Here is a 20,578-nt window from a genome sequence, read left to right on the forward strand (position 1 = left end):
GTGCTCCCTCAGTTGAGCCCGGACAGGGAGGCGAGCGGAGAGCCGCCCTTGGCCGGCCAGATCTGCTTGATGACGCCGTTTTCCCACTGGCCGATGAAGGTGGGTGTCGTGCTCTTGTTGTCCACGAACTTCACGCTGCCCAGCGCGGAGACGGTGGTGCTCTCGGCCAGCGCCTTGTTGACGGCTGCGGCGTCGGTGCTTCCGGCGTCCTTGACGGCGTCCATGAGGATGGTCGCCTCGTGCAGCCCGATGGCGACGGAGCCGAGGTCGGTGAGGTTGGTGTACTTCTTGCCGTACTTCTTCTTGATGAGGTCGGTGTACGGCAGACCGGCCGTGTCGGACCAGTTCAGCTGGACCAGGGTGCCGTTACCAAGCTTGCCGAGGGAGCCCCAGCCGGGGGTCTGGGCGCACTGCAGGCCGATGGCCATCTTGGGCTTGTAGGCGAGTGCTTTCATCTGCTTCCACATCGCGAAGCAGTCCGAGGGAGTCATCGAGGCGATCAGCACCTGCGCGTCTGAGGACTTCCCAGCCTTGATGACGTCGGAGAAGTCCGTGGTGCCGGTGGGCACGGCCTTGGTGGCGGTGATGGTGAAACCGGCCTTCTTGCCGGCGTTCGCCCACAACTGGCCGGTGGACTTGCCCTGGCCGTCGTTGTTGGTGACGATCAGCGTCTTCTTGTTGGTCTTGGCTCCGGCGGCAGTCTGGTAGAAGCCCTTGGAGCCGTCGGCGAGCGACTGGAAGGAGTCCCAGGTGTAGCCCTTGCCCTTGGGCAGCAGTTCGACGGGCAGGGCACCCATCACCAGCGGGACCTTCAGCGCGTCGGCCTGGCCCTGCATGTCGATGTTCTGCTGGCAGCACGACCCCAGCAGCCCCACGGCGTGGTCGGTGAGCACCAGGGAACGCACCTGCTGGACCATGGTGTTGGTGTCACTGCGGTTGTCGAGCACCTTCAGCTCGACCTTCCGCTTCTTCCCGCCCACTTCCAGGCCGCCCTCGGCGTTCACCTGCTGCACCGCCAGGAGGTAGCCGTCGCGGACCTGGCTGAGCACGGTGGTGCCGGACAGCTGGATGCTGGTCCCGATGACGATGGGGCCCTCGTCGTTCTTGGAGCCGCTGCTGGAGGCGTTACCCGCACAGCCGGCGGTGGCGGCGAGCAGTGCGGCCGCGCTCAGTGCACAGGTGTGGCGGCGGGTGGGTCTGATCACGAGGGGTCTCCTTCGGATGTGCTGAGCGGATGGGCAGCGGAGGGGGAGGACGGGGAAGGCGAAGAGGAGGAAGAGGGGAGGGATGGAAGGCGGGAGTCCGCGGCGTTGTCGTCGGCGATGCCGAAATAGGCGGCGTCCAGGGCGTCGTCACTGAGCAGGCCCGCCGGGTCACCGGAGTACGAGACGCGGCCGCGAGACAGCACGACGGCGTGGCCGGCGATGCTCAGCGCCCGTTTGACGTTCTGTTCCACCAGGACGATCGCGACGCCCTGGGAGTTGATCTCGGCGAGAGCCTCGTACAGGGCGGCGATGGCCACGGGGGCAAGGCCGAGCGAGATCTCGTCGCAGATCAACACCCGGGGGTCGGCCATGAGGGCCCGTCCCACGGCCAGCATCTGCTGCTGCCCCCCGGACATCGTCCCGGCCTGCTGGGTGGCACGCTCGGCCAGCACCGGGAAGATCGCGTGGACCCGCTCCATACGGCCGCGCACCTCCTCCTTGGCCAGTGCGAGAGGCGCGCCGAGCATCAGGTTCTCGGCGACGGTGAGGCTGCCGAAGATGCGCCGACCCTCCTGGCAGTGGGCGATCCCCAGGCGGGCGCGTTGGTGCGTGGGCATGCCGGTGATGTCCTGGCCGAGAGCGTGCACGGATCCCGATCTCGCCTCGACGGCACCCATGACCGTCGCGCAGAGCGTGGACTTGCCGGCCCCGTTGGCACCGAGCACCGTCACGATCTGGCCGGCCTCGACGCGCATTGAGAAGTCCCGCAGGGCGATCATGTCGCCGTACCCGGCGCTGACCGAGTCCAGGGCCAGTACGGCATCCGGGTCCGAGACCGGGTCGGCGGTCGTGGCCGGGGCCGGCGTGCGGGCGGAAGACGCCTGGTCGTTGTCGCCGTCGCCCAGGTATACGGCACGCACCTCCTCGTCGGTGGCGATCTCGGCCGGTGTGCCCTCGGCGATGGGCCGGCCCCAGTTGAGTACCAGGACGCGGTTGACGAGTTCCCGTACCACTCGCTCGATGTGCTCGACCAGGAGCACGGTGATGCCCTGGTCGTGGACCTGGCGGATCAGGTCGATCGCCTCGTCCAGTTCCCGGCCGACGAGCCCGGCCGCGACCTCGTCGAACATGAGCACCCGGGGGCGGGTGGCCAGGGCCCGCGCCACCTCGAGCCGCTTCAGGTCGAGGACGCGCAGCGAGTCGGCGGGACGGGATGCCTTGGTGTCCAACCGGCACATGGCGAGGATCGCGTCGATCTCGCCGGACTGCATGTGGGGGCACCCCGCCATGGCCCCGACGCGTACGTTGTCCCTGACGGTCAGCCCGTGAAAGGGCCGCGGGACCTGGTGGGCCAGGGCGACACCGCTGCGGGTGATCCGGTGCGCCGGCATGCGATCCAGCCGCTGCTCACCCAGCCACACCTCGCCCTCGCTGGGGCGGTGGACGCCGGAGACCAGCTTCAGCAGGGTGCTCTTGCCCGCGCCGTTGGGGCCGATGACGGCGACCGCCTCACCGGACGCGACCGAGAGGTCGACGCCTTCGAGAGCCGTGACACCGCCGAAACGCTTGGTGAGTCCCCGCACCCGCAGAGACGCACCGGCCTCCGTCGGAGACGGCACACCGGCATCGCCGGCGCCTCTGCGGGGGGCCGCCTCAGCATCCAGTTTGTTCACGTCGTGACTCCTCACCGCCGCGCCGGAATGCCCGGTGATGTCACGCAGCGAGTGGTTGACCGTAACTGGCCGGTAAGCGTACGGTCCTCTATGCCGAAACGCTAGTCCTATTCAGTGGGACATTGGAAACGCTCGCTCAACGGAAGCGGCGCACTGTGGAGGCGACGAGCTTCCTCAGGGCACGGCGGACGTTAGTGCGGGGATCGCTATCGGCTCGTGTTGGGGCAACCAGGCCTGAAAATGCAGACCCGCGACTTGAGAGTTAGGACCTGCCCGTGAGCGTTTTCGATGTGCGGAACGCCGTCAAGGAGCCCGACCGCCTGCTCGCAGAGACGGAGAACCCCCGTCAGCGCGCCATCTTGCTGAACTTCCGCAGACACGCGCTGCTGGAGCTGTGCGGCCGCTGGCAGGAGATCCTCCAGCCCGACATGGTCGTGGACGAGCCGTTCTACCGTGTCAACGAGAACGGCGCCTCGCTGCACCTGCGGGGCAAGGAGGAGATCGGACGCTTCTACGCAGGCATGGTGGACGCGAGGCTGAACGTCTTCGGCCCGATCAGCGAGCGTATCGCCGTGGCCGACTGGGGCCTGGCCATCGAGTCGTACTTCGGCAACCACATACCGGGCCGGGTCCTCGCCGAGCAGGGCGAGGACATCGACGAGCCCGACGCCTTCTACCAACTGACGCACTACATGGCGTCGTTCTGGCCGTACGACGCCGATGCACGGCTCACCGGCGAGCACATCTACGAGGACACGGCCAGCAGGCGCGTCGAGAAGCTGGACCCCGCCGACGTGATCACGCCGGAGAGGGCACGGGAGCTGCTCACACCCCTGCTCGAGGCCCAGCCGTGGCCCCGAGCGGTCGCGAACTGAATTTCGTCGCCCCTTCGGGTACGGCAACTCAGAAGGGGCTGCCGCCCATGATCACCCGCTCCTCCGGCGGGATCGGATCGAGGCTCACGTGGACCTCGACGCAGGACGGCCGCCCGTTGCGCAGGGCCTTCGCGAGGGCCGGCGCGAGTTCGTCGAGGGTTCGGACCTGGTAGCCGTCCGCACCGAGCGCGATCGCGGCGGCGGCGTAGGAGCCGTTCTCCAGCCGGTTGTTGACCACCCGGTCCTTGCCGTGCACGATCTCCTGCGCGTGCAGCGTGGCACCCCATGCCCGGTTGTTCAGCACGACGACGACCGTCCCGAGCCCGGCGCGGACCATCGAGTCGAACTCGCCGAGGCTGTAGCCGACGGACCCGTCACCGGTCACCAGGACGACGTTCGTGCCGGGTTCGACAGCCGCCTGTGCTCCCAGCGCGATGCCCATGCCGACGCCCATGGACCCGAGATAGCCGTGGCAGAGGAACGCTGACACCGGTGCCGAGGAGATCGTCTCCGACAGCCAGAGATAGGTCAGCGCGCCGTCCGCGACGACCACCGAGGCATCGGGCAGGGCTTCGGCGATGACGCGTACCGCGTCGTAGGGGTGTACGCGCTCGTCCTGGACGACCTGAGCGGCCACGGCTTCGCGCCGTCGCCGCAGGTGCGCGTGCAACGTGTCCCGCCAGTCGGCCAGATCAGGACGGGCGGCCGCCTGCCTGACGGCGAGCACCCGGTTGAGGTCCTGGAACACCGGCAGCGGGTCGGCGGCGACCGACAGCGCGACCGGTTGCAGGTGTCCGAGCTCGGCGCCGGCGGGATCGATCTGCACCACGCGCGCGATACGCGGGATCAGCGCGCCGGAGCCGTGCGCGGTCGTGAGGCCGAACCGGAGTCCCGCCATGATCACCAGGTCGGGTTCCGCTCCGGCCGGGAGGCCGTGCAGCGACTGCACGAGACCGAAGTTCATGGGGCTGAGCGAGATCGCGCCCAGACCCTCGTAGTCCGACAGCAGCGGCACGCCGAGTCGCTCGGCGAAAGCCCGGACCTCGCCGCCGGCGCCGGATCTCGGGACCTCGGACCCCACTGCGATCACCGGCCGACGAGCCTCCGACAGCAGCGCGAGGATCCGGTCCGCCCCAGCCTGTGAGAGGCCGGGCCCGTGGTCGGCACCGTGGAGGAGCTCCGTCGCCAGGTCGGGCAGGTCGACCTGTTCGGTCAGCACGTCCCAGGGGATGTCGACCAGGACGGGCCCGCGGGGCGCGGACAGCGCCGTGCGGATCGCGCGGGCCAGGATGCGGGGGATCAGCGAGGCGCGCGTCACCCGGTGCGCCCACTTGGTGACGGGCGTCGCGATCGCCACCTGGTCCAGGCCCGCCTGCAGCGTGTTGGTCTGGTCGTCGGCCAGCGGCCCGGACGCGGCGAGGTAGAGCACGGGGGTGCGGTCCAGGTGCGCGTTGGCCATCGAGGTCACGGCGTTGGTGAACCCTCCGCCGGCGGTGAGCAGCGCGACACCGAGGGCGTTGCGCACCCGCGCATATCCTTCCGCGGCGTGGCCGGCGTTCATCTCGTGCCGGGTGTCCACGATGGGGAGCCGATGGTCGAGCGCGGCCTGGTACACGGCATCGATGTGTGCACCGTTGATGCCGAACATCCGGTCGACACCGGCCTGTTGAAGGAGACGGACGACGAGGTCGCCGCCGGACACGAGAGGCATGGAGTGCTTCCTTTCCAGACGTCAGACGCAGGTTTCGCCGCCGTCGACGGCCAGGACGTGGCCGGTGACGAAACTGGCCCGTGGGGAAGCGAGCCAGTACGCGGCTTCTGCGATCTCCTGCGGCGTGGCCACGCGGCCGAGCGGGGTCTGGGAGGCGACGACGTCGGCGTCGAGGTTCTCGTCGAGTTCCTCGAGTTGTCGCAGCATTCCGGTGCGGGTCAGGCCGGGGGCGATGGCGTTGACCCGGATGCCGTGCCGGCCGTGCTCGGCGGCGGCGGACCTGGTCAGCCCGATGACGCCGTGCTTGACCGCGGAGTACGCGGCCCCGCCGGCGTTGCCCACCAGGCCGGCGACCGACGAGGTGTTCACGATCGCGCCGTGCCCCTGTCGCACCATGACGGCCAGCTCGTGCTTCATGCACAGCCACACGCCACGCAGGTTCACCGAGGACGACAGCTCCCAGCTCGCGGTGCTGAGTTGTTCGAACGGCCCCACAGGCGGCGCGATGCCCGCGTTGTTGAAGGCGGCGTCCAGGGTGCCGTAGGTGCTGACCGCCGCCGCGACCATCCTCTCGACATCACTTTCGACGGACACGTCCGCCTGGACGGCGATCGCCCTGCCGCCCGCGTCGGCGATCGCGTCGGCGGTCTCGGCGGCGGATCCGGAGCGGTCCGCCGCGACGACGCGGGCACCGCGCCCGGCGAACAGCTCCGCCGCCGCCCGCCCGATTCCCGAGCCGGCACCGGTCACGAGCACGACTGATCCGTTCATGCCGCCCACTTCGTTCGTACCGTGCGTGGTCATCGCCGGGACTCCGCAGCCGCCAGGATCTCGTCGTAGACCGGGTTGGCGAGCACCGCCCGCTCCACCGCGGCCCGGCGCGGATCCCCCTCGTCGGTGGGGACCGACGCGAGGATCGCGTCGAAGCGCCGGGCGAGCAGTTCCCGGTGTTCGGCGTGCGTGAGCACATAGAACCGGTCCTCTTGGATGGCCTCCAGGACCCGCTCGCCGACTTCCCGCGGTTGCATCGCCGCCAGGCTCAGGTCAGGTCCGGCGGTACCGCCCGGTAGGTGCGGGAGCGCGTCGCCCGGGGGCGGCGGGCCGTTGTGGATGTTCGTCCGGACGATCCCCGGTGTCAGGACGGACACCTTCACCGGGCTGTCCCGGAGCTCGGCTGCCAGCGCCTCCATCAGCCCCACCACACCGAACTTCGCTGCCGCGTAGAGCGCTCCCGGCGTACCCAGGAGACCGCCGATCGACGCGGTCGAGACGATGTGCCCCGGACGGCCGGAGGCCAGCATGCGTGGCAGGAAGGTCCGGATCCCGTTGAACACGCCCGTGAGGTTGATGTCGAGAACCCAGTCCCACTGTTCGAAGCTCGCCTCGACCGCCGGCGCGAGGAATCCGACACCCGCGTTGTTGACCAGCACGTCCACGCCGCCGTAGTCGCGGTCGAGACGGTCGGCGAGGTCGGTGAACGCCTCTCGGTCCCGCACGTCGAGAGTGACGGCTTCGGCTCGGCCGACGCGCGAGAGTTCGCGCTGCGCGCCCGTGAGGGACTCTGCGACGACACCGCAGATGACCACGTTCATCCCTGCTTGGCACAGGGTTTGCGCCACGCCGAAGCCGATGCCGCTGTCCCCGCCGGTGATGAAGGCGGTCTTGCCCGCCAGGTCTTGCATAAGTGCATTCCTTCCCGGAGGGGGATTAAATGTCCTGAAAAAGGCATGCAAAATACTGAAAAATAGGACCTATAGGGAAAGTGCGCGTCTGGCGCACGGTCGATCCCTGGCACGGCTCGCCGCGCCGACCCCGGACCGAGCAGGACCAGGGGTCAGCCCGCGACGACGGCCATCCGCTCGCTGATCTCCTGCGCGGTGGCCAGGACCTTCTGAGCGATCTCCGTCTCGGCCTCCGGGTAGACCCGGGAGGCGAGGGCGGCCACGCTGACCGCCGCGACCACCTGCTTGTTCTCGTCCCGGATCGGGGCGGCGATGCCGACCACGTCGGGATCCAGTTCGCCGCGGGTGACGGAGTAGCCGATGCGACGGATCCGGCCGAGGCGTTCCATCAGGGCGTCGACGTCGGTGAGGGTGGCCGAGGTGAAGCGGTGCAGTTCGGTGTTCTCCAGCAGCCTGCGGGCCTCGTCGTCCGGGCACCAGGCCAGCAGGACGAGGGCGGAGGCGCCGGCGTTGATCGGCAGGGCGCTGCCGCGCTCGTACGAGATCCGCACCGCGCGGGTGCTTTCCGCGCGGTCCACGCAGACCACCAGGTCACCGGTGCGCCGAGTCAGCAGCACGGTTTCGTGCACCTCCTCGGCGAGCGATTCCATCGACGGCACCGCGACCTCCGAGAGACCGTAACTGCGGCGGGCCAGTCGGGCGATCTCCAGCACGCGTAGGCCGAGCCGGAAGCCGCCGCCCGGGGCTTCTTCCAGGAAACGCGCGGCCACCAGGCTCTGCAGGTACCGGTACGCGGTGGAGCGCGCCACGCTGAGCCGCTCGGCCACGGCGGCTCCGGAGACGACGAGATGGACGTCGTCGAACATGGTCAGGATGTCCAGCGCCCGGTCGGCCGTGGAGTTGCGCTCGCGGTAGCTGGGAGACGTGTTTCCTGACATACGAGAGACTCTAGCGGGTGGGGGCGGGCCGGAGGAGCCCGTGCCGACCCGGCGCAGGGGCGCCGGTCGTCCTGTGGTCATGGTTCACAGCAGGTCCTTGACGACGGTGTTACGGAGTTCTCCGACCCCTTCCACGACGGTGACCAGCTCCTGGCCGGGACGCAGGAACACCTTCGGGTCGCGGCCCGCACCTACGCCGCCCGGGGTGCCGGTGAGGATCAGGTCGCCCGGCAGCAGCGTGATGATGGTGCTGACGTACGCGATCGTGTCGGCGACGTCGAAGAGCAGGTCGGCGGTGTTGGAAATCTGCATGGTGCGGCCGTCGACGCTGCAGGAGATGTCCAGCCCCGAGGCGCCGGGCGGGAGTTCGTCGGGGGTGACGAGCACGGGTCCGACCGGGGTGGTGGCCTCGAAGGTCTTGCCGGAGAGGAACTCCCGGGTGCGGTGCTGCCAGTCCCGTACGGTGACGTCGTTGGCGACCGTGTAGCCGGCGACGTGCTCCAGGGCCTTCTCACGTGGCACATGGCGGCCACTGCGTCCGACGACGACGCCCAACTCGGCTTCCCAGTCGAGGTCGTCGCTGACCGGCGGCATGTGAATGTCGTCGTTGGCGCCGATCAGGGACCCGTCGTACTTCGCGAAGAGGGTGGGATGGGTGGGGGTGGGGCGGCCCATCTCCTTGATGTGCGTGGCGTAGTTGAGACCCAGGCAGACGATCTTGTTCGGGTGGGGGACCAGTGGGGCGAGTGACGCCCCGGCCAGGGGCAGGCGCTCGCCGTCGGCGGAGGCCGCGCGCTCGTGCCAGTCGTCGCCGCAGGCGAGCAGCGCACCCACGTCTGCGTAGGGCAGCAGGACGAGTTCGTCACCTTCCTGCCGGGCGGCGGAGGCCACACGGTCGTCGGCGATACGTACGGTGCTCAGTCTCATCGGGGTACTCCTGGGGAGTCGTACGGGGTCTCGGGGGCGGGATCGGAGGTGGGGGTGGTGGCGCCCGTGGCGGGGCGGGAGGGCGCGAAGCGCCGCAGCGTCACGCCGACGTACTCGGCCCGATCGGGGGCGAACACGGCGGCCACGAACCGGTCAGGACGTACGAGGACGAAGGACCCGGTCAGCCCGGCGAAGAGGGCGTCGAGCCGGCCGTCGGCGCCGGCGATCCCCGTTCGGCCGGCCCGGTCACGCGGCGTGCGGTCGTCCAGGAACACATCCACGGCGGTGGCCTCGGGGAGGCCGGCCCGCACGGCGATCGCCCAGTCGGTGTCGCTCACGCCGATCCCCAGCAGGCTCCAGCCCGGTCCGAGGACGTCGTCGAGCCGTGCGGGGCGGTGGTGCGGCCCGTGCAGCACCCGGGGCTGCGGCAGCATCGCGCCGGCGAGTCCACCGCCCGCGCCGTCCGTCGGGACGACGGCTCCCTCCCGTATCCGGGCGCTGGGGCGGTAACGCATCTCGGTGAGGTAGCGGCGGGCCGGCGGGATGTGCATGGCCGTGCGCACCAGCGCGTCGCGCAGCAGCGCATGCGGTCGGCTGGTGGTCATGACGATCCGGCCGAGCCGCACGGAGAGGTCGATCACGGCCCGGGCGTGCGGGCGCCGCTCGGTGTCGTAGGTGTCGAGCAGCGCGTCACCGGCCCGGCCCGCCAACACCTCGGCGATCTTCCAGCACAGGTTGGCCGCGTCCCTCACCCCTGAGTTGAGGCCCTGGCCGGCGAACGGCGGCATCATGTGCGCGGCGTCGCCGAGCAGGAAGCAGCGGCCCTCGCGCAGCCGGTCGGCCAGCAACGCGTGGAAGCTGTAGGCGACCGCGCGCTCGATCTGGTCGGGCGTGATCTCCCGGTGGGGCCGCAGGAGTTCCCGCACGAGAGCGAACGGGGGAGAGGCACCGGCCTCGCACTCGCCCGGCTTGAGGCGGAACTCGTAGCGGCAACGCCCGTCCTGGCCCGGGACGATGACGCCAGGTCGGTCGGGGTCGCCGTGGTGCATGCCGTAACGCTGGTCGTGGGTGTCCTCAAGGGTGTCGGCCACCAGCCACACGTCAGGGAAGCTGCGGCCGTGCATGGGGATGGACAGCAGGTCGCGCACGGTGCTGCGGCCGCCGTCGCAGCCGAGGACGTACGAGACGTCCAACTCCTCGACCGGCCCGTCCTCGCCGCCTGTTCGCAGGGACACGCATACCCGGTCGGGGTGCTGGGCGAGGGCGGTCAGCCGGGTGCCGAAACGGACGTCGACGCCCGGCAGGCGGCGCAGCTGCGTGCACAGCACCCGCTCCAGGTCGGGCTGGGCGAAGGGGTTCTTGAACGGATGTCCCAGGCGCTGGTCGCCAGTGCCCCGGGCGTGCACGAGCGGCCGCCCGCCCACGCCGAAGTATCTCGTCCCGGTGCCCGGCACCAGGATCGGGTAGACCGCCTCGTCCAGGCCGCCGGCCGACTGCAGGGTGCGCAGGGACTCGTCGTCGAGGCTGATCGCCTTGGCGTCGTCGCTCGTGGTGGCGTTGCGTTCGACCAGCAGCACCCGTATGCCCCGCGAGCCCAGCAGATGGGCGGCCGTCAGCCCGGTCGGTCCGGCGCCGACGACCAGGACAGGTGGCGTCTCGGATGTCGTGGGCACGGGACTACTGGACCGGCTGGTAGGCCGGGCCGCCCTCGGTCAGCAGCCGTTCGACCTCCGCGAAGATCTCCTCGGGGGGCAGGTCGAGGTCGATCGTCTTTCGGAAGGGCTGGCGTACGTCGCGGTCGATGCGGAGGTAGACCTCGTTGCGGTTGCCCTCGGGGTCGAAGAAGTAGATCCCGATCGCGTTGCCGTGGGTGACCTCCTGCTGGACCTCGATGCCCTCGGCTCGGAACCGGCGGTGGAAGTCGATGACCGTCTCCAGGGAGTCCACTCGCCAGGAGACCTGGTGGGTGAGCTTGGCACCGGGAGGGGCGGTGCGTCCTCGTTGCAGGACGAACTCGTGGTGCTCCTCGTCGGGGCACGAGGAGAAGAACACGATGCCGAGTTCCTCGTCCTCGTCGGTCACGGTCAGCCCCAGGACACGGCTGTAGAAGTCGCGCATCGTCTCCAGGTCGTCGACCCAGAAGCCGGTGTGGCCCAGCCCGGTGATGGCCATAGTCCATGTCTCCTTTCCTAGGATGCATGTAGCGTTTTACAGGACAGTAGATCGAGCGGTGTGTCAACGTCAACGGACTCCTACCCCGGGAGGGCGCGGATGGGCTCGCCTCTTGACGAGAGGCCCCTCATGGGTGCAGCGTCCTATTAAACGCTACAGGGCTCCGGTTATATGAGACGCGGTGGCCGCATCGGAATAGTTCATATCGCTACATTTGCGACGTAACGCACTACTGGAACGGGACGCCATGACGTTTCTGGACAGCAGCACCTGGGAAGGTCGCATCTTCTCCGGTGAGTGGATCAATGGCTCGGGTGAGGAGTACGACGCCATCGAGCCGGCCACCGGCAAGACCCTGGGCCGCGTCGGCTCGGCCACCCCGGCGGACGTCGGCAAGGCGGTGGAGCGGGCGGTGCGCGCCCAGCGGGAGTGGGCCGCCCGCCCGTACTCGGACCGAGCCGCCGTACTGCGTCGCGCCGCGCGGCTCTTCGAGGAGCATCAGCACGAGATCGAGACCTGGCTGATGCGTGAGTCCGGCGCTGTCCGGCCGTTCGCCGCCCTGCAGGTCACCAGCGGCGGTGTGGAGGAGTGCCACGAGGCCGCCGCCCTTGCCGGGGCACCGTATGGAGAGCTCCTGCGTTCCGGACAGGAGCGGCTGTCCTTCTCCCGCCGGGTCCCGGTCGGGGGCGCGGGCGTCATCGCTCCCTTCAACGTGCCGATCATCCTGGCCATGCGGGCCGTGGCCCCGGCGCTCGCTCTCGGCAACGCGGTCATCCTCAAGCCGGACCCGCGCACAGCGATCAGCGGCGGCGTCGCCTTCGCCCGCGTCTTCGAAGAGGCGGGCCTGCCCCCCGGGCTGCTGCACGTCCTGCCTGGTGGCGCGGACGTCGGAGCAGCCGTAGTGGAACATCCGCAGATCCCCGTCATCGCGTTCACCGGTTCCACCAGGGCCGGCCGTGCCATCGGCGTCGCCGCCGCCCGGCACTTGAAGCGCGTCCACCTGGAGCTGGGTGGCAACTCCGCGCTGGTCGTGATGGACGACGTCGACCTGGAGCAGGCCGCGTCAGTGGGCGCGTGGGGGTCTTTCGCCAACGCCGGCCAGATCTGCATGGCCAGCAGCCGCCACCTCGTCCATGCCTCGGTGGCCGAGGAGTACACGGAGTTGCTCGCCCGCCATGCCGACGCGATCCCGGTCGGGGACCCGGTCGGCGAGAACGTCGGCGTCGGGCCGCTCATCGACGCGGGGCAGCGCGACCGGATCCACGGCATCGTCACGGACACGGTCGAGGCCGGCGCGCGGCTTGTCGCGGGCGGTACCTACGAGGGCCTGTTCTACCGGCCCACGGTGCTCACCGGCGTACCGCTCACCGCGCCCGCCTACGCCGAGGAGATCTTCGGCCCCGTGGCGCCCGTCGTCCTCTTCCGGGACGTGGACGAGGCGGCCGGGCTCGCCGCCGGCACCGAGTACGGACTGTCCCTCGGCATCCTCACCCGGGATGTCACGAAGGGTCTAGCCCTGGCGGAGCGCGTGCCCACCGGACTGGTCCACATCAACGACCAGACGGTCAACGACGAACCGAACATCCCCTTCGGCGGCGTCGGCGACTCCGGCACCGGCTCCCGTCACGGCGGCGCCGCCGCCAACCTCGAGGCCTTCACTGAACAGCAGTGGGTCACCGTACGCGGCGAACTGCCGCGCTACCCGTTCTGACCGCCCCGACACGCAGACCCGCACGGAGAGCCCCATGCCCGCGAACCCCATCACCGTCGTCCCCCGTGGGACCGGAGAGAGCCCCGCCCCCGTCGGCGCCGGAGCCGACTGGCACACCGGCAACAGGTTCCTCAACGGCCCCTTCGCACCCTGGACGGAGGAGAACGAGGCGTACGACCTGGAGGTGGACGGCGAGATACCGTCCGACCTCGCGGGCGCGCTGTTCCGCGTCTCCTCCAATCCCCGCTTCCAGCCCCGCAACACCGACCGCTATCACTGGTGGGAGGGCGACGGCATGGTATGCGGTGTCTACCTGCGCGAGGGCAGGGCCGCCTACCGCACCCGCTGGGTCCAGACCGACTCGATGAAGGTCGAGGTGGAGGCCGGCGAGGCGATCTACAGCGGCTTCGTCAACGGCGGCACCCAGGGCAGGCTGCCCGACGGCGCCCCGCGCGCCAAGAACGTGGCCAACATCAACGCCGGTCTCTTCGACGACCACCTGCTCGTCTACTTCGACGGCGGACTGCCGCACGCACTGGACCCCGAGACGCTCCGCACCCTCGGCACGTACGACTTCCACGGCGGCGTCGACATTCTATGCACCGGCCACTACAAGACCGACCCGGACACCGGCGACATGCTGTTCTTCGCCGCGGTCGGACCCACCATCACCTGGTACCGCGCCGACGTGAAGACGGCCGAGATCAAGGACTCGCATTCCTTCGACATCGGCGTGCCGGTCCTCATGCACGACTTCGCGGTGAGCGACACGTACGCGATCTTCTTCGTCACGCCCGCCCAGTTCCGCCTCGACCTGGTGGCCCAGAGCAGGCCCGGCGTCGTCTGGGACGAGAACTCCCTTGAACATGGCGTCCAGATCGTCCTGATGAACCGCCACACCCATGAGATCACCTGGCACGAGCTCGGCGGCCACTGGGCCAACACCCACTTCTACAACGCCTACGAGCAGGACGATGAGCTGATCGTCGACGGGCACCGGATCAGCCGCCTCGGCAGCCCGGTCGACCGTCTCTCCACGCCCGTGGGCTCCCACGAGTGGTTCCCGCCGGCCCTGCCCTACCGCTGGCGTGTCGACCTGGCGACCGGACGGGCGACGGAGGAGATGATCAGCGGCGTCTTCGGCGAGTTCCCCAAGATCAACGACGCCTACACAGGTCGGCCGCACCGCTACGGCTACTTCGTCACCACGCGCGGCCTGGCCGACGACACCATGTCCGACGGCCTCGCCCGTCACGACTACCTTCTCGACCGCACCACCGTCGTTGAAGGACCCGACGGCCTGACCAGCCCGAGCGAACCGGTCTTCGTGGCCCGAGAGAACGCCTGCGGCGAGGACGACGGCTACCTGCTCTCGCTGTGGTGGAACCGCGCCACCGACCTGAGCGAGCTCCTCGTCCATGACGCGGCCGACCTGCGCCGCACCCCGCTGGCCCGGGTCAAGCTCCCCAGCCGGGTGCCGTTCGGCTTCCACGGAAGCTGGGCCGACCACGACGTTCTGGACCGGGCCATCGCAGCGAAAGGCGACGGCCGGTAGTGGCGTTGCTCCGGATACGGTCCTCGGTTCCGCTGCCGCGACACCGGCGACACGGCCTTCGACGGTCCTGGGCCAAGCGGAGACGGAGGACGTGGCATCCCGGGTTGAGCCGAGGACGCTTTTCCCACGAAGGTGCGGGCTTTCCTACGAGGCTGCGGGCCGAGTCGAAGGCCCGCAACCCCCGCACCCTCCGGCCGAGCCCGCGCGGCAGTCCGGCCGCCCATGGATCAGCACGATCCGCGACCGGGTGGCCCCGCGCCGGGCCCAGCAGGCCGACAGCGCCGCCATGGCCGTCGGCGCGCGGGGTCGCGGAGGTGAGCGTGCCGGTCAGTTCGGTGGGTGGCTGATACGACCTGTTCCTGCCCGGTCAGCTGCGCGACTTCACGACGCTCCGTGCGGCGGGACGCGAGGCCCGGCTCACGGTCGGCCCGTGCCCGCACGCAGCGACGGGCGTCTTCGCCGAAGCGGCGGCGCAGACCCTGGAGTTCGGACTCGCGCCTGGGGCGAGCAGCCGCCGGAGCGCGCACCCGTACGCCTGTACGTCATGGGCGAGGAGAAGTGGCGGGACTTCGCCTCCTGGCCGCCCACCGGGTACGCCCCGCAGCGCTTCCACCTCCCGGCCGGTGGCACGCTGTCACCGGAGAACCCCGGCGAGTCGGCTCCCGACAACTACCGCTACGACCCCGCGGACCCCACACCCGCCCTCGGCGGGGCCCGGTTCTCACCCGACCTCGCGGGCCGGGTGGACAACTCCCGCCTGGAGGCCCGCCGGACGTGGTCACATACACCAGTGGCGTCCTGAAGGAGGATGGGGAGGTGATCGGCGAGGTCGAAGCCGTGGAGTTCGGCTCGGTCAGCACGTCCCAGCAGCCCTCTATTAGCTCGGTGCACCGTACGGCCTCGCCGGTCCGGGCGGCGAGGATTTCCATCACGGCGAACTCCTTGACGGTGAGCGTAAGCAGGACGCCGTCGCGGCGGGCCGAGTCGACCTGCAGTCCGCCACAGCGGACCACCGACGGCCGGACCACGGTGATTCGCCGGCACAGGTTCCGCACACGGGCGACCAGCTCCGGGACGGCGAAGGGCTTGACCAGGTAGTCGACGGAGTCGCGCGCAGTGAGGAAGAGGGCCGGTACGGTGCTGCCGTCCGCCCTCATCCGGTGCACGTACTCCGCGGAGTCACCGGACGGCGTCATCCGGTCGAAGACGACACAGTCGTAGCCGGTGATGTACCAGCGCCTCGTCGGCGGCGGGGAGGTCTCCGGCCTCGTCGACGGCCAGTCCTCCGCCGCGCAGTGCGGCAGCCACGGCGAAACGCAGATCATCGTCGTCCTCGACCACCAGTACGCGCATGTCGGCCAGAATAGGCGTCGACAGGTGCTGAGGCTTCGGCGAGGACATGAATGCGCTCACAGGCTCGGTCGCTTCCTGTCGTCACCGCTGAACCCTGTCGTCACCGTTGAACCTCTCCACCATCGACGGGTCTCCCAGCCCACGTCGAACCATGGGGCGGGGTGGCGGTGCCTCGCCGATGACCAGGGGGACGTCTCATCGGAGGGCACCGCCACTCATCGGCCCACGACCGCCAACGGCTCCGGACCGACAGAGTCGGCGGCGCGACTCTCCGTCCGGGGTGAACCGGACGGCGCTGCTGCTGACACGAACGATCATCACAGGGGAAACCTGAGCATTCGGTGAGCTCTCCGGACCCCCGGGTTCGTCGCGCGACTCGCCTCGTCCGGCACAGGAGCGTGGTGCGCTGGTGGTACCGCACGCCCGAGTGCGCTGCTGCCCGGCTGCCAGGGTCGCTGTCAGTGCGAGAGCCGGCAATCCGGCCCGATGCGCCTGGAGGCCGACCCGCTGCCGAAGTATGGCTCCGCTGCCCGGCCGATCAGGTCCCGGTGGAGCCGCACCGGGTCATCCCTGGTCACCACTACTCGCACGCGGCTGTGCGTGACGACCGGGCCGTGGACGGCGCGCGCGCCTGCCCTCATCAAATCCTCAGGGTTCCTCAGGAAGTCTCCAGGGCCGTCATGGAATCGAGCCAAGGAGGGGCGCGGTCGTGCAGTCGTTTGTGTACGAGTGGAGCACACAGGGTGGGGAGCGGGCGTGGTGAAGGCCGGAGGACGGAGGCGACGGGCGGTACGTCGATCGCCCATCGCCCTTCTCGGAGTCCTCGTTGTCGGGGTCACTCTCCTGTTTTCGTACCTCGCAGGATACGGGGGTGCAAACCCAAACTCGGCGGCTACTGGAAAGCCACTTCCGACTACCGAACGGCAGGCGGCTGGAATGGTTTCCGGCGCTGCGCTGGTGGAACCGCCCGACCTCAACAAGGCAACCCCTGAGGATCTGACGGTTGAGCTGACGGCGGTTGAGAAAGAAGTGATGATCTCGGGCAAGAAGGTGCTTGCGGAGACCTACAACGGAAGCCTCGTCGGGCCGACCCTTCACGTGGTTCCTGGCCAGCATGTCACCTTGAAACTGACCAACAAGCTTGGTACGGCAACCAACTTGCACTTCCACGGGATGCACCTGTCCCCGAAGGGAAGCGCGGACAACATCATGCTGTCCGCTCAGCCTGGTCAGACTCTGACCTACCATCTCGACATCCCCGCAAACCAGGTACCCGGGACGTACTGGTACCACGACCATGAAATGTGCACCAGGGACGGCGAGTCGATGCCGGGGATGGAGATGTCCTCTGCCCGAGCGAACGCTCGCTGCGATGGCACCGAGAGCCAGATCGGGGCGGGGCTGTCGGGAACAATCATTGTCGGGGACAGCCGCGCATCGTTGCCGCCGGCCTACCGCGGGATCACCGCTCATACCTTGGCACTCAAGGACGCCCAGATCAGCGGAACCAGCTCGATCGTCTACCCGGACGGGGTCCTGGAGCCCGCATCGCCGACGGTTCGCCTGGTCAACGGTCAGTACCGGCCCACGCTGAACGTGAAAGCCGGCGAAACCCAGTTGTGGCGCATAGCGAACGAAGGTTACGCAATCTTCTACGATCTCCAGCTCGACGGCGGCAGCTTCACAGTCGTCGGCCAGGACGGGAATCCCTCAGCAGCGCCGGCTCGGGTGAAACACCTCCTGGTTCCGCCCGGCGGACGCTTCGACGTCCTGGTGACTGCCGGAGCCGTCGGATCGACCTGGCTCAGAACCCTCGCCCACAAGACCGGGCCGGAGGGTGACGGCGACTCCTACCCCAACACCATCCTCATGAAGGTCAATGTCCAACAGGGCCGCGAGAGCGCGGGGTCGGCTGCCGCTGGGGCACCGTCGGGCATGGCCACCTCGCCCCAGGTCACTGGGCCGCTTCCCGGATCCGAACCCGATCTGTCCGGAGAACCCATCGCCCAATCCCGAAGCGTGGCCCTGAGTGACGACGGCGGCAACAACTTCTGGATCAATGGCAAGTTGTTCGACATGAAGAAGCCGACTTTCAAGAAACCGGCCACACTCGGAACGGTCGAAGAATGGACGCTCACTAACACGAGTGGGCACGATCATCCGTTCCATCTCCATATCGCACCGTTCCAGGTCCTCAGTGTGAACAGCCGCGCCCAGCCCCCCGCCGACTACATGGACACCGTGAGCGTTCCCCATGCAGTCAATGGAAAAGCTGGCAAAGTAGTGATCCGGATCCGTTTTACGGACTTCACCGGGATATGGATGTTTCACTGCCACATCACTGGACACGAGGACAACGGAATGATGGGCTACGTGAACGTCATTGCTGCCGGCAGCACTGGATAAGACGCCATTTCAGTTGGTGAGTCTGCGGTGGCATATGAGGGTGGCGGTGAAGGCAAGGAAGTGTTCGGGCTTGCGCTCGTAGCGGCGGTGGAGTCGTCGGCAGCCCGATAGCCAGGACACCGTTCGTTCCACGACCCAGCGGTGCCGGCCCAGCCGGCGGGAGGACTCGATGCCCTTGCGGGCGATGCGGTGCTGGATGCCGCGGGAGACAGCCAGCGCCGCAGGTGCTGGTAGTCGTAGCCCTTGTCTGCATGGAGTTTGCCGGGCCGTCGACGTCGGCGGCCGCGACGCGAGCGGATGGGCGGGATACCGCGGACCAGCGGGATGAGGGCCTGGCTGTCGTGGAGGTTCGCGGCGGAGATGCCGATCGACAGGGGCAGGCCACCGCGGTCGACGATGAGGTGGATTCTCGATCCGCTCTTGCCACGGTCGGTCGGATTGGGTCCCGTCAGCTGCCCCCTTTGAGGGCGCGGACTCTCACCGAGTCGATGGCGCATCGTGACCAGTCCAGCTCGCCGCGGGAGTCGAGTTCGTCCAGGACCAGGCGGTGGAGCTTGGCCCGCACCGTGGCCTCGGACCACTTGGTGAACCGACGAAAGGCGGTCACTCCTGACAGCCCGAAGCCCGGCGGCAGTTGGTTCCAGGTCCACCCCGAGGTGGCCACGAAGATGATCGCGGCCAGTACCTCGCGGTCACTCGCCGACGCCGTCCTCCGCCCTGCGGCCGTTCCGGAGCTGGTGGAACTACCCGCTGAAACAGCTCCCACAGGTCCTCTGGCGCCATCCGCTCCACAAGCGCAGGAGTCATCGCTCCAGACTGCCGCAAGATCACGCCAACTGAAATGGTGTCGGGCCGTCGACGTCGGCGGCCGCGACGTGTCGTCCGCCGAGCCGGAGTTGGGCCGGTCACCGTACTGCCGCCGTCACGGACGCACGCGCGTGAGCAGACGGCACCGCCTGGCCGTGGCGGGCGGTGAGACCAGCTGCCGCGATGGGGCGGAGGCCGGTGTGGTCACTCCGTGTCGGCGCGCCCTCACCGGGGCTGAGGAGCGTGTCGACACGGGACGGCGCCAGCCCCGCGCGGCCCCGGCACCGAGGGGGCCGCCTTCCTCGAGCGCGCCCGCCACGTACACAGCGTCAACTACCGGTTCATCGTGGCGATCACGACCCTGGCGCAGCTGACCCGCAAGGGGCCCGAAGAGCCGGTGTGGCAAGTGGCCAGCCCAGCCGCGAGGGAGGAACGCTTCTCCCTGGACGTGTTGCCGAAGGCGCGGTGAGGGTGGCGGGTCCGGCCCAGCCTGAGTGAAAGGAGGCACGGGCCGGGCCCGCCGCCGCGCGGGCATTGTTGGTGGCGGCTGCAAGGCTGGACGGCATGAACGGAGACGAGCAGCTGCTGCGCGGCCGGGTCTACGGCTTCGACCACGACGACCCCGATCCCGGCCCGCGTCCGTGGCAGACGTACGCCGCGCTCATAGGCGGGCCGCTGGACGGGCTGCTGCTCGACATCACGGGCTGGCGGTCGGAGGAAGTCGACGACGGTGCTGCCCTGTCCACCGAGCTGTCGCGGTGGCCCGGTGGCCGCGCCCTGTACGACCCGCGCCCCGGTGAACCCCGCACGCCCGGCCCGGGTGTGAGCTGTCGTTTCTACTACTCCGGCGATACCCCCTGACCACGCCCCCTCAAGCGCCGATCCCGGCTACCCGCCCGAGCATGGCTGGTCAACTCGGCACCGGGGTTCCAATCGTGACTTCCGGGCCCGCAGGACCTGAGGCGGGTAGATCTCCGGGATGGCGAAGAAGAAGGCGAAGAAGCGGACGGCGACGACGGCCTCGTTAGCGAGGCCGGAACGGCTGACGCGACAGTAGATGCTCGACGGGGTTCCCGGGCTCGGCAGCGTAAGTATCGGTTTCGCGGTGCCGGCGGAGGCCGACGCGATGACCACGCTGCTGAAGGCGGCCGACGACGATCTGGAGGCCGGCCTTTTGGAAGCGCTCGCTCGCGGTGAGTGCGGTACGTGGCTGTTGGACGGCCTTGCGGGCGACGACCTGGCCGAACCTCTCGTGAGGGCGGCGGCAGCGGGAGGCCTCCAGCGGGCGGCGGGCGAGCTGTCCCTGCCGCTGGTCGCGCGGGACTCCCACGGCCAAGTCGTTGGCGCGCTGCTGGGCGTCCCTCCGGCACAATCGTTGCCGGGCTCGCCCGACTGCCGGGCAGTAGACAGCACATCCTGATGTCGATGCTGACCTACGCGAAGATCAAATCGGTCGCCACGGGCCGCGCCATGTCGGCGACATGCCCCTGCCGGGGGCGTCCCCTCGCCCAGGAAGGCCACGATCAGGCGCCCGTCGTCGTCCGTCCGCGGCGCACCCGTCAG

Annotated in this window: 18 protein-coding genes and 1 pseudogene; 8 read left to right on the forward strand and 11 right to left on the reverse strand. The window is 69.3% G+C overall.

The window, feature by feature from the left end; all coding sequences use genetic code 11:
- Positions 1 to 8 precede the first annotated feature (8 nt).
- Entirely contained in the window at positions 9 to 1,205 is a 1,197-nt protein-coding gene (locus ABD355_RS11215) for an ABC transporter substrate-binding protein (protein WP_344400034.1), read from the reverse strand.
- Complete coding sequence (locus ABD355_RS11220; protein WP_344400035.1) at positions 1,202 to 2,878, reverse strand: ATP-binding cassette domain-containing protein; 1,677 nt, start codon at positions 2,876 to 2,878, stop codon at positions 1,202 to 1,204. The genes ABD355_RS11215 and ABD355_RS11220 overlap by 4 nt, the downstream gene beginning before the upstream one ends.
- Before the next feature lie 275 nt (positions 2,879 to 3,153).
- Here ABD355_RS11220 and ABD355_RS11225 point away from each other — a divergent pair, with 275 nt between their 5' ends.
- Complete coding sequence (locus tag ABD355_RS11225) at positions 3,154 to 3,753, forward strand: hypothetical protein (RefSeq protein ID WP_344400036.1); 600 nt, start codon at positions 3,154 to 3,156, stop codon at positions 3,751 to 3,753.
- Between the two features lie 28 nt (positions 3,754 to 3,781).
- Here ABD355_RS11225 and ABD355_RS11230 read toward each other — a convergent pair whose 3' ends face one another.
- From ABD355_RS11230 to ABD355_RS11260, 7 genes are all read right to left on the reverse strand, one after another.
- Complete coding sequence (locus ABD355_RS11230; RefSeq protein WP_344400037.1) at positions 3,782 to 5,464, reverse strand: thiamine pyrophosphate-binding protein; 1,683 nt, start codon at positions 5,462 to 5,464, stop codon at positions 3,782 to 3,784.
- A gap of 21 nt (positions 5,465 to 5,485) precedes the next feature.
- The gene (locus ABD355_RS11235; RefSeq protein ID WP_344400038.1) at positions 5,486 to 6,235 is read right to left on the reverse strand and encodes an SDR family NAD(P)-dependent oxidoreductase; all 750 of its coding nucleotides are present in this window, start codon (positions 6,233 to 6,235) and stop codon (positions 5,486 to 5,488) included.
- A gap of 29 nt (positions 6,236 to 6,264) precedes the next feature.
- Positions 6,265 to 7,146: an SDR family oxidoreductase gene (locus tag ABD355_RS11240; protein ID WP_344400039.1), complete on the reverse strand. Its 882-nt coding sequence runs from the start codon at positions 7,144 to 7,146 to the stop codon at positions 6,265 to 6,267.
- Positions 7,147 to 7,298: 152 nt separating this feature from the next.
- A complete protein-coding gene (locus ABD355_RS11245; RefSeq protein ID WP_344400040.1) occupies positions 7,299 to 8,084 on the reverse strand; it encodes an IclR family transcriptional regulator in 786 nt (261 codons plus the stop codon).
- 84 nt (positions 8,085 to 8,168) lie between these two features.
- Positions 8,169 to 9,011 (reverse strand): fumarylacetoacetate hydrolase family protein, encoded by an 843-nt coding sequence (locus ABD355_RS11250; RefSeq protein ID WP_344400041.1) that lies wholly within the window; start codon positions 9,009 to 9,011, stop codon positions 8,169 to 8,171.
- Positions 9,008 to 10,684: a bifunctional 3-(3-hydroxy-phenyl)propionate/3-hydroxycinnamic acid hydroxylase gene (locus tag ABD355_RS11255; protein WP_344400043.1), complete on the reverse strand. Its 1,677-nt coding sequence runs from the start codon at positions 10,682 to 10,684 to the stop codon at positions 9,008 to 9,010. The genes ABD355_RS11250 and ABD355_RS11255 overlap by 4 nt, the downstream gene beginning before the upstream one ends.
- A gap of 4 nt (positions 10,685 to 10,688) precedes the next feature.
- Positions 10,689 to 11,183, reverse strand: coding sequence for a VOC family protein (locus tag ABD355_RS11260; protein WP_344400044.1), 495 nt, complete (start codon positions 11,181 to 11,183; stop codon positions 10,689 to 10,691).
- A 247-nt stretch (positions 11,184 to 11,430) separates the two neighbouring features.
- Between ABD355_RS11260 and ABD355_RS11265 the strand changes: the two genes are divergently transcribed.
- The 3 genes from ABD355_RS11265 (at position 11,431) to ABD355_RS11275 (ending at position 15,251) form a co-directional block, all read left to right on the forward strand.
- Positions 11,431 to 12,894: a benzaldehyde dehydrogenase gene (locus ABD355_RS11265; RefSeq protein WP_344400045.1), complete on the forward strand. Its 1,464-nt coding sequence runs from the start codon at positions 11,431 to 11,433 to the stop codon at positions 12,892 to 12,894.
- A gap of 34 nt (positions 12,895 to 12,928) precedes the next feature.
- On the forward strand, positions 12,929 to 14,449 hold the full coding sequence (locus ABD355_RS11270; RefSeq protein ID WP_344400046.1) for a carotenoid oxygenase family protein: 1,521 nt from the start codon (positions 12,929 to 12,931) through the stop codon (positions 14,447 to 14,449).
- Between the two features lie 430 nt (positions 14,450 to 14,879).
- Positions 14,880 to 15,251 carry a CocE/NonD family hydrolase C-terminal non-catalytic domain-containing protein gene (locus ABD355_RS11275; protein ID WP_344400047.1) on the forward strand — a complete coding sequence of 124 codons (372 nt, stop codon included), beginning with the start codon at positions 14,880 to 14,882 and terminating at the stop codon, positions 15,249 to 15,251.
- A gap of 377 nt (positions 15,252 to 15,628) precedes the next feature.
- Here ABD355_RS11275 and ABD355_RS11280 read toward each other — a convergent pair whose 3' ends face one another.
- The gene (locus ABD355_RS11280) at positions 15,629 to 15,802 is read right to left on the reverse strand and encodes a response regulator (protein WP_344400048.1); all 174 of its coding nucleotides are present in this window, start codon (positions 15,800 to 15,802) and stop codon (positions 15,629 to 15,631) included.
- A 936-nt stretch (positions 15,803 to 16,738) separates the two neighbouring features.
- Here ABD355_RS11280 and ABD355_RS11285 point away from each other — a divergent pair.
- Entirely contained in the window at positions 16,739 to 18,208 is a 1,470-nt protein-coding gene (locus ABD355_RS11285; protein WP_344400049.1) for a multicopper oxidase family protein, read from the forward strand.
- Between the two features lie 9 nt (positions 18,209 to 18,217).
- Here ABD355_RS11285 and ABD355_RS11290 read toward each other — a convergent pair.
- Positions 18,218 to 19,015 (reverse strand): annotated as a pseudogene (locus ABD355_RS11290) (IS5 family transposase).
- Between the two features lie 346 nt (positions 19,016 to 19,361).
- On the opposite strand from ABD355_RS11290, the gene ABD355_RS11295 reads away from it, so the two are divergent.
- The 3 genes from ABD355_RS11295 (at position 19,362) to ABD355_RS11305 (ending at position 20,435) form a co-directional block, all read left to right on the forward strand.
- Positions 19,362 to 19,484 (forward strand): hypothetical protein, encoded by a 123-nt coding sequence (locus ABD355_RS11295; protein WP_344400050.1) that lies wholly within the window; start codon positions 19,362 to 19,364, stop codon positions 19,482 to 19,484.
- 95 nt (positions 19,485 to 19,579) lie between these two features.
- Positions 19,580 to 19,876 (forward strand): hypothetical protein, encoded by a 297-nt coding sequence (locus ABD355_RS11300; RefSeq protein ID WP_344400051.1) that lies wholly within the window; start codon positions 19,580 to 19,582, stop codon positions 19,874 to 19,876.
- Positions 19,877 to 20,072: 196 nt separating this feature from the next.
- Positions 20,073 to 20,435, forward strand: coding sequence for a hypothetical protein (locus ABD355_RS11305; RefSeq protein ID WP_344400052.1), 363 nt, complete (start codon positions 20,073 to 20,075; stop codon positions 20,433 to 20,435).
- Positions 20,436 to 20,578 lie beyond the last annotated feature (143 nt).

Source organism: Streptomyces longisporus (genome assembly GCF_039532765.1).
In the GTDB taxonomy this organism is placed as follows: Bacteria; Actinomycetota; Actinomycetes; order Streptomycetales; family Streptomycetaceae; genus Streptomyces; species Streptomyces longisporus.

Coding starts and splice junctions, on each gene's coding strand:
- ABD355_RS11230 (WP_344400037.1), bottom strand. CDS start 5,464: ATGCCTCTCGTGTCCGGCGGCGACCTCGTCGTCCGTCTCCTTCAACAG.
- ABD355_RS11235 (WP_344400038.1), bottom strand. CDS start 6,235: ATGAACGGATCAGTCGTGCTCGTGACCGGTGCCGGCTCGGGAATCGGG.
- ABD355_RS11240 (WP_344400039.1), bottom strand. CDS start 7,146: ATGCAAGACCTGGCGGGCAAGACCGCCTTCATCACCGGCGGGGACAGC.
- ABD355_RS11245 (WP_344400040.1), bottom strand. CDS start 8,084: ATGTCAGGAAACACGTCTCCCAGCTACCGCGAGCGCAACTCCACGGCC.
- ABD355_RS11250 (WP_344400041.1), bottom strand. CDS start 9,011: ATGAGACTGAGCACCGTACGTATCGCCGACGACCGTGTGGCCTCCGCC.
- ABD355_RS11260 (WP_344400044.1), bottom strand. CDS start 11,183: ATGGCCATCACCGGGCTGGGCCACACCGGCTTCTGGGTCGACGACCTG.
- ABD355_RS11265 (WP_344400045.1), top strand. CDS start 11,431: ATGACGTTTCTGGACAGCAGCACCTGGGAAGGTCGCATCTTCTCCGGT.
- ABD355_RS11270 (WP_344400046.1), top strand. CDS start 12,929: ATGCCCGCGAACCCCATCACCGTCGTCCCCCGTGGGACCGGAGAGAGC.
- ABD355_RS11280 (WP_344400048.1), bottom strand. CDS start 15,802: ATGCGCGTACTGGTGGTCGAGGACGACGATGATCTGCGTTTCGCCGTG.
- ABD355_RS11285 (WP_344400049.1), top strand. CDS start 16,739: ATGGTTTCCGGCGCTGCGCTGGTGGAACCGCCCGACCTCAACAAGGCA.
- ABD355_RS11300 (WP_344400051.1), top strand. CDS start 19,580: ATGAACGGAGACGAGCAGCTGCTGCGCGGCCGGGTCTACGGCTTCGAC.
- ABD355_RS11305 (WP_344400052.1), top strand. CDS start 20,073: ATGCTCGACGGGGTTCCCGGGCTCGGCAGCGTAAGTATCGGTTTCGCG.